The following is a 10207-nucleotide window of genomic DNA, read 5'->3' as shown; positions in this document are numbered from 1 at the left end:
TATGATGTCAGATGCTATGTCTGTCATGGTTTTAAAATATTCCTCAACTCTCCTATTTTACCTGCGGAATGTGGGATGCATAGCTACTTCTGTCTACATTTGCTTTGTCAACCGAAGGCGGTGAGTGCAGCTTTTGCAGGGTAGTTTGCCATTGCAACGTTGTGCCGGTTTCTAGCAATATCCCCATCAACGTGGCAGTTATTACTTTAGTGCAAGAACCCAGATGGAACCGATCGCCAACGGTGAGGGGAATGCCGCTGCCATACTTGCGATCGCCCACCGCAGCGATTGCGCTCATCCCTTCGCTAGTAACAAGGGCCACAGCCAGAGCGGGTAATTTGTAAGTGGGTTGGATGGATTCAAGAATTGACTGGAGATTTTCCATTCCACAGGCCGGGAAGTCGCGGAGATTGTAACTGAGCACCAATGCTTATGGGCGCTCGCTTCATTCTGCTCCTCCCAGTTTCTTTCAAATCGTCTCATCAAATCATCTCAAACGCTTGCCAGTCTGTTCTGTCGTTAGGGGCCTATGTTGCGGCAATCCGACGAGGCGAGTCAGCAGCACCGCATCTTTCATCAACTGTTCTAGGTTGGGGTCGTAGTCACCGGCGACAAGGGCGGCGTAGTCGGTGTCGAGGAGGTTGAGGCGATCGGGTTCTGTCATGGAAACTGTTAGTGCTAAGACTTCTGCGATTTTAGAATGCAGTTGCTGCCATCCCAACGCAACAATCCCGCCAGAGCTAGTCTAGCGGGATTGTCTTTTATATTGATTTTTAAAAAGACCTGCGCGGTCTGTCTTAACTGGTGTTTGTTTTTCTTATGCTCCTAATCTACCCGAGTCCTGGGGCTGGTGAATCTGCCCGGGGAGGTAACTTGGCGGGAGCATCTCTATTCCCAGCGAATTCGCTGCGGGTGAAATTCTGGCGAATCAATTTGACCGAGACCGAGTTTATCCGTGCTGGTTGCAGGGTGTGCAGGATGTCAGCCGGGAAGGGGCTTATCGCCTGAAAGCATTGGGGCCGGTGTTTGTCGGTGTTCGTCGGATAAGTGCCGGTTCTGACAGTTATCCTGGGTGGCGATCGCATCCGGCATCCGGTCAGTGTTCGGGGGATAACTTTGAGGGGGGACAGTTTGGGAACAGTGCATCTGGGTTGGATTCGAGGGAAGGCGATTCCCTACGGGATAGCTCCGCTTACCGCATCTGGGTCATGTTCACCCGTAAACTGTCGGTCCTGAAAGTTTGGGAGATAGTTTGGGAGAGGCCCGCCAGTATCCATTCCGATAGTTTAGAGGCGATCGCATCTGGGAACGGGTTTGTTGGATAAGTGGCAGTTCTGAGAGTTTGGGAAAGGCGATCGCATCCCAGGTCGTTGTGGGAACGATGCCAATTGAACCGATATCCGTAAAGTGTAGGGACCGGCAGTCTGGGAAGCGATCGCCTGCCAGTTTGGAGGAGTCTATCTAACAGGTTGCATCCCGGCAATGGGAAAAGCCTACGGCATTTCGCTTACCGCTTCTCCAGCCAAGTCTACCTGCGCCGGTGCAAGTAAGACCAATCCAAGACTAACCGCACCGACTACTAACGGTTAGGGTTTCCCCGATTGGGTTAGCTGTTTGCCCTCAACTCACATCACCTGATTCGTTCGGCTGCAACTTAAATTTGTTGTCGCCTTGAATGGCGACATAACCATCAGAAGGCTTCATGCTTTCTGAATTAATGGAACTAAGTGCATCATGTAATCTTGCTTTCCAATGGGTACGCCAGCCATGCGAAGAATATCGTAAGCCGTAACCAGATGGAAGTAGAAGTTGGGAATTAGAAAATCGTGGACATAGGCATGACCGAACATCTCGATGTAACGGCCCTGGCTGAGGTCGATGCGGACCAACTCATTGAGCTTTTCATCTTCGGCGTCAATGTTTGAAAGGAGTGCTTGGGTATTCGCTATATGTTCGTATGCTGCCGCGACAGAGGTGACTTGTGGATCGAGATTATCCATCGGTTTGCCTTTACACCATAAAGCAAAGTTGCGAGGTTGATTGCAGGTAAAAGCTATCTGCGTACCGAAAGGCAGCATATCAGTCGCAATCCGCTGGTCGAGAAACGACTCGCTATCACCGAAATGCTTCTGGGCTAACTTTAGGAGGTGTTCGAGAGTCGTTAGGCGGCTTTGGAAGAGGGTGGTGATTGCATCTATATTTTGACTTGACATTTTGCGCTTTGTTAATGCAAGGGTCGGGTCATCGCAACCAACTTGACTCCCGGCTTCCACTGCATCCCGTTGCGTGGCGATCGCATCAGCCGCCGAGTTTCTAAGAGCGGAAGCGGTTTCTGAGATTGTAGCAGAGACTTATCGCCCCTGGTCAGGGCAAACCGCCTCACGCCGATGGGTCCGTGACTCATCCACCTCGCTTAGATTTCAGGTAGGAAGTTCTTCTTCCTAGAAGGCACTGGCAACAATGTCAGTGTTTTGGCATATCTTCATCACAACTGACAAAAATGCCATGCCGATCGCCACTGACTGAGCTAAAGCCGATCGCCACCAATCGACCGGAGGACAATTCGGAACCCATCACCGCCCACTAAGAAAGCAACTGCCAACCCATCGAACCCCAACAAGAGCGCTCGTCAAGCACTTCAGGCAAACACGATTCGGCCAACGATACACAAGAACATCAACGGCTCAAACCCAGGCAGTCACAAACTCAACGCACGCAGCTAGAGGGGCATCAACTCCACCAGAGCAATCACCCTCAAACAAGCGAGCGCCAACTCAACCAAAGCAATCAGCCCCACCCTGCTGAATCAACTCCACCAGAGAGATCACTAACTCGACCTAGCGATTGGGAAGTGAACCCGACGAATTAACTTGACCAAGCGATCGGTAAGTCAACGGGAGCGATCGGTCATTCGGCCAGGTAATCGCAACTTGACCAAAGGAAGCAACTCACTGAGGGCAGCAACTCAGCTAGACGGATATCAACTCGAAGATGTGCTCGCTCATCGATGATGCGATCGCCAACTTGACCCGGTGAATTAGCTCGAACGAACGATTGGCCTGAACCAGAATGAACCCACTCGAAAAAAGCGATCGCCTCCGGCATAGCTGCGCTTACCGCCAACTTGACCCGGTGAATCCACTGGACTAGGTGAGCCCCCTGAACAAGAAGGAATCGACTCGACTAGGCGATCGCCAACTTGGCCCGGTGAATCGACTGGACGAGGCGATCAGCAACTCAACCAGGGACCACAATAGGACCAGAGTAATCGCTAACGAAAGCGATTGGCCTTGACCCAGTAAATCAATTCGACTAGGCGACTGGCTTCCACAAATATGAATCAACTCGACGTTAGCGACCTCTAACTTGACCCGGGGACCCGCAACTTGACGAGTACGATAAGCACCAACTATGCCGTAGGCAATCGCGCACTTACAAAAACAACTAAAAATCCTATATCGATAGCGATGCCAGCTTTCTCGGCTCCATCGGTTATAGTGGATGACAACTATCAGTTGCTTTCGTAGAAACAGCAGCGGTTGAACATTGATTGCTTAGACTGGTCACCTGCTTTGTACCATTATCACTTTCTTCGTTTTCACTTATCTCTACCACCACAATTTCTTCTTATTTCTATTCAACCACTTCTCTCTAATGTATAAAAATAGCTCATCATTAAACTTTTTATTTTACAATTACCTTAAATATGACTAAATTTTATCCAAATCTTGTGGAATTAATTAAGGTTAAATTATAATAAACTTAGCTCTCGCTTAATTGGTTGAAAATTTCTTTAATTAGATAAGGAGGGCTCAATTTACTCAATTCCAGTTAGAAAAGAAACTGAGGAAAAAATTGAGCAAATAATCAGGATAATAAAATGTCAGAATTTGCTGAATGGGCAAAACAAACATCAAATTATTGGCGGTCAGAATATGCTCGTCTTAGTTTGTTTGATTCAAAAGATATTGAAAGCTATCAAAAACAAGGTTATTATGTAGTTTATGATAGTCAAGAAATTTGTTGCCCAGAAACAGATGCAACTCTAGGCTATGGTACATCAATCCTGAATAAACCCGATGGCAGTTTAGCTCTATTTCTGGATTATAACCAAGCTAAAGAGTTTGCTAACCAAAATCAAGCATTTTGTGCAAAACCAACAGGAACAGCAAAACCAAAACCTAGAATCCGAGCGTCGGACCAGCCCAGACCCACCGATGCAGTCTTGGGCGGTCGTGGCGAATCACCTAACGCAACCGATGCAGTTTTGGGAAATAGTCTCACGGTCAGCCGACAACAACTATTCAATCAACTCAAAACTAAAGGTGGAACTCCTGAAGAATGGGCAAGACTGGCAATCCTAGACCGAGAGTTGGGTTACACCAGTCCCCAATTCCCCCACGTTACACCCTATCGAGTGGCTTGGAATCGGTCGGCTTCTCCATAACCCAAACTGTACTGTTCCTGGTTCTGTACTGCGATCTCCATCCAAGTAAGAGCAGCGCAAAGCCAGGAACGCTTGCCCATGCCAACTTATCGCCCTAAACAATTACATCATTAATCAAAATGAGAAAACCCCCATCCTTATCCGATTGTTCATTGAATGTAGAAAATTTTTTCGGTCCCATCTTGTCTAACCGAAAATTAACTGATTCAGATTTAATCAAACTTAATGCCATTGCAAGTTATGCAGCATTTAAGGCAGACCAAACCCATGATACTGTTATTTTTTCTGAAGCAGCATATCAATTGAAAATCTCTAGTTTTGATTATTCAGAATTTAATCCAGATAATCAGACTGACATTTTTTATGATGCTTGGTGGGCTTCTGATTTGAATTCCCATGAATGGTTAGAGTTCTCAGTCTGGTGTCAACAACACTTGATTAAACAACAAATGCAAATGAGTATTTCTATTGTTGCCTATTTCTTGACACAACAAATTCCCGAAACATTAAGGAATTCTTTTGAACAATGGCGAACACAATCAGAAAGAGGTGAATTAATCAAATTCTGGAGAAAAGAATCTAATTATCTCGAAGCTTTAAAATCTACCGGGAAATCTTCTAATTATTTGGTGGATTTAGCTTCGGCATTGAATGAAATTTACGATGAATGGAAAAGATGAGTTTACCTAACAAATTGATTCAATTCACAGACCGATTTGAGCATTTAGATATACCTGTTCTTGAAGAATTGAGACAGGTGTGTTTGAAGGCTGTCGAAGTTGGACACGAATGGACTATGCAATCGGCTATAACTTCGGTTCCAGTTTATGGACTACATACCCGGATTTTTTATCACTTGGATGCTGAAATAATTAACCAATTTTTGTCAGTTTCCTTAACTGATTCTGAATGGTTAAACTTTCACTATTACATCGAGGAAAAACTTGGAGGGAGTTGATAATGACTAAGTTGGTGTTAAAAGTTTCAGCTAAATTTCGAGATAAAATTTTGGATTTAGAAGATTTCGATATGACCGAGGAAAAATTGTCAAAACTTTCTCAACCAGAAAAAGATAAACTCCTCAAGCAATGGGCATTGGATGAAGGAGAAGAATTAGACTTTTCTCCTGCTACAGTCAATGTCAAGTTGATTGAAACTAACAGCAATTTAAGTTAAGCTGCTGACAGGCTTTATTTCTCGTTAAAATCAGAAAACCTCCTATTTAATTAGGAGGTTTTTTTTTAAAATATTAGTTAGAAGATTCAGGTTGCTTGTCAGGGAAGAAACATTTATCGGAATCGCAACCGGCAGGTCCAGCTTCGAGGACTTCACCAAGGTCATAGTGTTGGAGTGCCTTTTTAAAATCATCAGTTTTGCGACGAACTAAGACCTCGGCACTGAGACGGTCATATTCGGCTTTATCAATGGGTTCAAAGGGAAGACGCGGATAGGTTTCCCGGTCATCAAATCGAGCGAGTAAGGCAGCCGAAACATAACCTTCATCATTTTGAATGGCTTGATAAATTCTGGAACCTAATAGCTCGATTTCAGATTCACGGAATTCAATAGTGGCAGAGGTGTTATGTGTGGCGTAGTTGTCTTGAACATTTAGATAAAAGTCCATTTGAGCCAAAGCACTAAATTGACTAATATCAATGGAATCAGCACCGGGTAAATCTGCCCAACTCACAGCAATTGGAATGGACACTAACCATTCCGAACACCTTGGGTCAAATGGGTCATTGAGTAGATTACCCTTTTCATCTTTATCCGATTGGGAAGGAATGACGCTATAACCGTAATCGATACAAGCTAAAGCAACGGGGTCATTTTTTCCGAAAGTTATTCGTCGAATAAACCGTTGCGCTTTTGGTGGATGCCATCCTGGAGATGCCCCGGTCAGTAAAGATTTAGTGTTGTGGGATTTCAAAGCTCCCTGCCAGTACCAGGAATCATTATCATCTACTCCAGTTACAGCAAAGTCGTAGCTATAATCGGGTTCGGTTTCAAATTCAATTGCTACTACTTGGTAGGGTCGGAAAGCAAATTGCCGCTTTGGTTGAGGCAAAGGGCAAAGTCCGCATTTACGACTATGGGTATTGAGGTAAGCCAAAGTAGATGGCTGGGAAAACATCCGACTCAGGCACAGCCCCCACATATTCTTTTCCTGTTGGAGATTACTACCTTGAGTGTTGTGGAAAATTGAAAAACATAGACCAACCGCTTCACCCACTTGTTGCAGGTTACGGATGAATGCTTCATTGGCTGAATCAATAGAGAGACTGCCTTGCTTCCTTACACACCCGTCAGTATCGATTAAACCACAGAAGAATGATAAAATCGTTTCTCGTGATGACTGTCGAATTGCTTGGGGAATGCGGTCGAGGTTGGCGCAAAGGGGTTTCATCAAACCATTGAGGCTAAACCAATCAAACAATTGTTTGGACGCAAAGGATAACTCACCTCGCGAGTTACGATTGCGAGGGTCGTAATAAACTGACCCCGTTAAGCCAAAGCAATTCTGGGCGATTGTTTGCAAACGCTCAACCAAATCCAATTCTTCAGCATTAAATGCAAACCGGATGCGATTTTTATGTTTGCTGATTGCTCCGTCCCCAAACAGACAACCGATGAAGTAACCGAGTTCAGGATTGAGGGTCTGAGGTGTAGAAATTTCCTGAGTCAAAATACCACGCCCATGACCCACCAGTTGCTTCCGATTGTCACGGGTATATTGCAAAGGATTTAAACCAAGTAGTAGAGCCTCCTCTTGCTTGCAGTATTCTCCTAGAGAATAGTCAATTTCCATGCCCATTTGGAGCGCATCAGCCCGTACCCATTCCCCATCAACCGACAGTCGATGGTTTGGAGTCATCCGCAATATACGCCCGTTTTTAAGCGTAACTTTTACAAGGTTTAATGGTTGGTTGGCAATCACTGTATCTGCGGCAATACCATCTCGCACAGTCAAACCCAAACCAACTGTTTCACCGCTATCTGGTGCAACGACTTCATCGGCATAAAGTAAACCTTGGTCGAAGATTCGCAACGCTGTTCTATCCAGACATCCTGCGGGTTGGACTGTAGTACACCGATTTGGACGACGTAATCCGTGGCGATCGCAATAATCCCATACTGTTTTTTCAACAATTTCCTGCCACCGATTCAGATAATCTGCTTCTTTCTGTTTGAAGTAATCAGATAAATAATATTGAGTTGTTTTTCCTGTGATTCCCCATTCTTTTGGCCTTCCTGCCTCCCACCATTTTAACCAATCTATTCCAAAAGCATTGACGAAGAAATCAAATAATCCGGTAAAGGAGACACCAACAATGGGGTCAATTTCGCCGCTATATTGATAACGAGGTTCCTGGAATTTGTGATGTAGTAAAACTGTTACTGCTAAAGCCCCCGCTTCAAATGCTTTTTGTTGTTCTTCCCAATTTTCTGGGTCTATTTGATTGAGGTGTATTTCACTTAAATTGCAGTGATTATCGTTTAATAATATCTCACCGCAGGGATTTAACCCATAACGTCCTAACCGATGTTCTACCTCTTGAGGACACATTTCTGGATAGTGAGCGCTTATCCATTGCAATGCTTGACCCTGATTATATGCTTTTAAAAACTCTAGTTTAGTTTCTTTGTCTGGCATTAAATCACAACTAGCTCGGGCAACGGCTTCACCCGCCCATTGAATAGCTCCTTCCCCAGAATAGTATTGTTGACGTACTGCATCAATACATTCTTGTAAACTGGGTTTATGATGAAATACTCTTGAATGATTTGCCATTCTAAGTGCATCTCTTTCTGGGTCAATTCGCCAATTACCTACCTCATCTTGTTGCCATAAATTCGCCTTGGCATGGGCAAACAATTCATCAAAACTGTCTCCTTGTCTAATTCCAGCACTTCGCCTCACATTTCCGGCTACTATTGTGCTTGCTGCTTCATCAATAAGTAAAGAGCATTCAACTGAATTCAATTGTCGTCCATGCGCCTTATTTAAAATTGAGGCAACTCGCTCATAAAGTCCAGCTAATTTTACTGGATTAGCAATTCCTCCAAATCCTTTAAGCGGTTCTCCAGATGGACGAATATCACTTATATCCACTATGACTTGAACGGTTGAATTGAAGCGTTCATCTGTGGAGAGTTCTAAGAGAGTTTGATAAGATGTTACCCAACCATTTCGGGAATCTCCTACATTTATCAACACCCGATTGTCATCAAAGGTCACCTCAGTTTCTTGACGACGACGTTCCCGGGGCGTCAAACCAATTTCACCTTGAAGAGTAATCTGGAGTCGGTTCCGAATCGGCGACAACTGATTGATATATTTAGGTTCCAGGACTGCGCCGGTTCCACATCCCATCATGGCCAGGTCCATTAATAATCCAAATGAACGCCAATCAGTGATATTTGTTGATGAACAGTTATATGCCCCAGAATAGTTTTCCGGGCGTTCAATCCACTCAGTTCCGCCAATCCACAACCATCTGCCTGATGATAAAGTTTTCAGTTCTTGTTGCATTTGGCTCAGGAGAAGTACCTCATTTGAGTTGAGATTGCCCAGTTTCTCTAATCCTGTAATCGTGCGTTCGCATACTTCTGACCAACTTTCGCGTCCTTCTTCCTTTCTTCTGCTGTATGTCCTGAAAAATACTGGATTCGCTGCCGGTGCTGTTTCTGGAAATGTTTCTGGAAATGTTTCGGCTCTTTTCCCTATTTCTGTTTCTGTTTCTGTTTTTAGAAAAGTGTGAGAGTTGTGGAAGTAAGGAGATGACATAGTGTAGTTGAGAAGAATTAAAGGAACAAAATAAAAAACTTAATCATGAGCTAAAGATTCAGCTTGTTCTTTATTATACCCAGGAAGGTGGTTAGATGAATAAAGAACAGTTTTTGCGCGACTTCTACCATAAATAATACCAGCAGCAAACAAAAAACGACGAACAATTTCCAATAAATGATTAGTAGTGATTTCTCCAGAATTAAGAGCAGATTCAATGATGTAAGTACAATCAATCAAAAAATCAACTACAGCAATTTGCACAGTTAATGAGTTGACAAGCGGTTTAATCTTCATGTGGAATTTGAGATAAAGTACAAAAAAACTTGAGGGGAATGACCCCTCAAGAAATGAGGATTATGTAACAGCAAACAATCCAAATCAATCAAAACTCAAAGTCAATTATAACTCAAAGTGGAGATTAATCAAGACCCCAACTTTGAACCCAACGCTGATAGAGTTCAGTAGAATTAGTGGGGTCAACAAAGACAGGAGGAAGATAACCCTGACTCATTCGAGTAAAGACATGAGCAATAGCACCAATGGCTGCTGGATTATTAGTGTTGACTTCAGTAAAGAATTGCGTTAATCCAGCATTAGCTTGGGGAATTAATAAATCCAAAATCGGCGATGGATTAATATTATTTTGCTGACCAATTGCCCCAGCTAATCTATACAATCCCCGAATGATTTGAAAAGCTAGAAATTCATCAAGTGAACTGCTTGCCGTCCCTGGATTTGGACTGTAATTAAAAAGGGCTAAAGTTTGGAGACCGGCTGAAGAGACTTGACTGAGAAATTCACTTTTAAACTCTTCATTGTTCCAGGCGCTCGTCAAAGAAAATTCAGTATGTTCTTGACTGAGCAGGGAAGAATCTTGACCATTAGGACTCAGACTTACGGTTCGCTCATTTTTAAAAAAGTAAAAAAGATGGCAATTAAATTGGATTTTGATGACAAAAAAACAAAAG

Annotated in this window: 11 protein-coding genes and 1 pseudogene; 4 read left to right on the top strand and 8 right to left on the bottom strand. The window is 43.8% G+C overall.

Translation table 11 applies throughout. The annotated features are described in order from the left end of the window. Positions 1-52 precede the first annotated feature (52 nt). Positions 53-385 carry a serine hydrolase gene (locus NG795_RS28130; protein WP_367291904.1) on the bottom strand — a complete coding sequence of 111 codons (333 nt, stop codon included), beginning with the start codon at positions 383-385 and terminating at the stop codon, positions 53-55. A gap of 102 nt (positions 386-487) precedes the next feature. Further along, positions 488-664, bottom strand: a complete 177-nt coding sequence (locus NG795_RS28125; RefSeq protein ID WP_367291903.1) for a hypothetical protein — start codon at positions 662-664, stop codon at positions 488-490. Between the two features lie 307 nt (positions 665-971). On the opposite strand from NG795_RS28125, the gene NG795_RS28120 reads away from it, so the two are divergent. Further along, positions 972-1325, top strand: coding sequence for a hypothetical protein (locus tag NG795_RS28120; protein ID WP_367291902.1), 354 nt, complete (start codon positions 972-974; stop codon positions 1323-1325). A gap of 375 nt (positions 1326-1700) precedes the next feature. On the opposite strand, the gene NG795_RS28115 is transcribed toward NG795_RS28120, so the two are convergent. From NG795_RS28115 to NG795_RS28105, 3 genes are all read right to left on the bottom strand, one after another. Beyond that, the gene (locus NG795_RS28115) at positions 1701-2213 is read right to left on the bottom strand and encodes a DUF1993 domain-containing protein (RefSeq protein ID WP_367291901.1); all 513 of its coding nucleotides are present in this window, start codon (positions 2211-2213) and stop codon (positions 1701-1703) included. 11 nt (positions 2214-2224) lie between these two features. After that, complete coding sequence (locus NG795_RS28110; protein WP_367291900.1) at positions 2225-2404, bottom strand: hypothetical protein; 180 nt, start codon at positions 2402-2404, stop codon at positions 2225-2227. 503 nt (positions 2405-2907) lie between these two features. After that, positions 2908-3123 (bottom strand): hypothetical protein, encoded by a 216-nt coding sequence (locus tag NG795_RS28105; protein ID WP_367291899.1) that lies wholly within the window; start codon positions 3121-3123, stop codon positions 2908-2910. A gap of 757 nt (positions 3124-3880) precedes the next feature. Here NG795_RS28105 and NG795_RS28100 point away from each other — a divergent pair. The 3 genes from NG795_RS28100 (at position 3881) to NG795_RS28090 (ending at position 5623) form a co-directional block, all read left to right on the top strand. Next, positions 3881-4447 carry a hypothetical protein gene (locus NG795_RS28100; protein WP_367291898.1) on the top strand — a complete coding sequence of 189 codons (567 nt, stop codon included), beginning with the start codon at positions 3881-3883 and terminating at the stop codon, positions 4445-4447. 182 nt (positions 4448-4629) lie between these two features. After that, positions 4630-5127, top strand: a complete 498-nt coding sequence (locus NG795_RS28095) for a hypothetical protein (protein ID WP_367291897.1) — start codon at positions 4630-4632, stop codon at positions 5125-5127. A 280-nt stretch (positions 5128-5407) separates the two neighbouring features. Continuing rightward, complete coding sequence (locus tag NG795_RS28090; protein ID WP_367291896.1) at positions 5408-5623, top strand: hypothetical protein; 216 nt, start codon at positions 5408-5410, stop codon at positions 5621-5623. A 73-nt stretch (positions 5624-5696) separates the two neighbouring features. Here the strand turns inward: NG795_RS28090 and nrdJ are convergent, their stop codons facing one another. The 3 genes and pseudogenes from nrdJ to NG795_RS28075 all read right to left on the bottom strand — a co-directional run. After that, on the bottom strand, positions 5697-9236 hold the full coding sequence (gene nrdJ / locus NG795_RS28085; RefSeq protein ID WP_367291895.1) for a ribonucleoside-triphosphate reductase, adenosylcobalamin-dependent: 3540 nt from the start codon (positions 9234-9236) through the stop codon (positions 5697-5699). A 39-nt stretch (positions 9237-9275) separates the two neighbouring features. Continuing rightward, positions 9276-9500, bottom strand: a complete 225-nt coding sequence (locus NG795_RS28080; protein ID WP_367291894.1) for a hypothetical protein — start codon at positions 9498-9500, stop codon at positions 9276-9278. A gap of 157 nt (positions 9501-9657) precedes the next feature. Beyond that, positions 9658-10207: pseudogene (locus NG795_RS28075) on the bottom strand (hypothetical protein); the annotation flags it as partial.

This window comes from Laspinema palackyanum D2c (genome assembly GCF_025370875.1).
Lineage (GTDB): Bacteria > Cyanobacteriota > Cyanobacteriia > Cyanobacteriales > Laspinemataceae > Laspinema > Laspinema palackyanum.
Note: the sequence above shows the minus strand (reverse complement) of the source record. Positions and strands in the feature narration are given on the sequence as shown.

What these genes read in the sequence shown, in the direction of transcription:
- NG795_RS28115 (WP_367291901.1), bottom strand. Translation starts at nt 2,213, where the DNA reads ATGTCAAGTCAAAATATAGATGCAATCACCACCCTCTTCCAAAGCCGC.
- nrdJ (WP_367291895.1), bottom strand. Translation starts at nt 9,236, where the DNA reads ATGTCATCTCCTTACTTCCACAACTCTCACACTTTTCTAAAAACAGAA.
- NG795_RS28090 (WP_367291896.1), top strand. Translation starts at nt 5,408, where the DNA reads ATGACTAAGTTGGTGTTAAAAGTTTCAGCTAAATTTCGAGATAAAATT.
- NG795_RS28125 (WP_367291903.1), bottom strand. Translation starts at nt 664, where the DNA reads ATGACAGAACCCGATCGCCTCAACCTCCTCGACACCGACTACGCCGCC.
- NG795_RS28130 (WP_367291904.1), bottom strand. Translation starts at nt 385, where the DNA reads ATGGAAAATCTCCAGTCAATTCTTGAATCCATCCAACCCACTTACAAA.
- NG795_RS28100 (WP_367291898.1), top strand. Translation starts at nt 3,881, where the DNA reads ATGTCAGAATTTGCTGAATGGGCAAAACAAACATCAAATTATTGGCGG.
- NG795_RS28110 (WP_367291900.1), bottom strand. Translation starts at nt 2,404, where the DNA reads ATGAGTCACGGACCCATCGGCGTGAGGCGGTTTGCCCTGACCAGGGGC.